Origin of the sequence: Anaerobutyricum hallii DSM 3353 (genome assembly GCF_000173975.1) — a bacterium.
GTDB lineage: Bacteria > Bacillota > Clostridia > Lachnospirales > Lachnospiraceae > Anaerobutyricum > Anaerobutyricum hallii.
This window is the reverse complement of record NZ_ACEP01000169.1, coordinates 1-1,365: the sequence shown is the minus strand read 5'-3', so window position 1 is coordinate 1,365 and position 1,365 is coordinate 1. Positions and strand designations below refer to the sequence as shown.

At 38.8% G+C, this 1,365-nt stretch carries 1 protein-coding gene; it reads right to left on the bottom strand.

The window, feature by feature from the left end:
- Window positions 1–40 precede the first annotated feature (40 nt).
- Entirely contained in the window at window positions 41–1,264 is a 1,224-nt protein-coding gene (locus tag EUBHAL_RS14050; RefSeq protein WP_022170480.1) for a dicarboxylate/amino acid:cation symporter, read from the bottom strand.
- Window positions 1,265–1,365 lie beyond the last annotated feature (101 nt).

Below are 1,365 nucleotides of genomic sequence, written 5' to 3'. Positions count from 1 at the left end.
CTCTCTTTGCGGGCGTCTGTTTCGCTCTACAAATCAGGATTTACAAATCTATGCGTTCAATTGTTTGTTCTTCTATATTATGTCGTTTTGTATATCCAGTAAGAATAAGCGTTAAAGCTCCGTCGCCCGTTACATTGCAGGCTGTTCCAAAACTATCCTGTAATGCAAAGATAGTAAGCATTAATGCAGTTCCGGAATCTCCGAATCCAAGAACTCCTGTGATAAGTCCTAAGGATGCCATAACTGTTCCGCCAGGTACGCCAGGTGCTCCAATAGCAAATACTCCAAGGAGTACGCAGAAAAGAATCATTGTTCCAGGTGTTGGTACTGTGCCATAAAGAATTTTAGAAACTGTCATGCAGAAGAATACTTCTGTAAGAACGGAACCGCACAGATGAATATTTGCAAACAGCGGGATACCGAACTGTACCATATCTTTTCTGAGTGGTTTACATTTCTCAGCACACTGCAGGGCAACAGCAAGAGTAGCAGCAGAAGACATAGTTCCTACTGCAGTCAGATAAGCAGGCCCATAATTTTTTATAATATCTAATGGATTCTCACCTGAATAAACTCCGGCAAGTACATAAAGCAAAGTCATCCAGATGAAATGACCAACTAAAACAATAACAATAACTTTAAGGAAAACAGGAAGCTGTTTTGTAATAGTTCCTTCATATGCAAGTGAGCAGAATGTCAGACCGATAAAAAATGGAAGAATCGGAATGATGATTCTCGAAACGATAGCAAGAACAACTTTCTGAAATTCATCTAAAAAAGCTGCAATCAAATCTGCTTTCGTCCATGCTGCAGCCAGTCCAAGTAAAATAGATAAAACAAGTGCACTCATAACCGGCATAATCTGTGGAATGGAAAGTTCAAATACAACATCGGGAAGCGTTTTCAGTTTATCTGCTGCCGAACTGATAGAAAGATGTGGAATCAGTGCATATCCGGAAACTGTAGAAAATAGTGCAGCACCTAATGAGGAAACGTAAGCAATAACAATAGCAACACCAAGCATACGTGAAGCATGGCTGCCAAGCTTTGTGATAGAAGGTGCGATAAATCCGATGATAATTAAAGGAACACAGAAATTAATCAACTGTCCTAAAATATACTTTGCAGTTACAACCACATTTAAAATGGCCCTTGTCGCAGCATTGCCATCGGCATAATTAAGCACAAGCCCAATACAGATACCTAGAAAAACACCCATTAAGAGTTTGAAAGGCAAGCTGGTAAAAAAATTATTCTTGTTCATACAAAAAATCTCCTCTAGTTTTCTCTCCATTATACTATATTGCAAAAAATATAACAATGGAAGATTCTACTATTTAATTCGTTAGACAAACAGACGCCTGA

What these genes read in the sequence shown, in the direction of transcription:
- EUBHAL_RS14050 (WP_022170480.1), bottom strand. Translation starts at nt 1,264, where the DNA reads ATGAACAAGAATAATTTTTTTACCAGCTTGCCTTTCAAACTCTTAATG.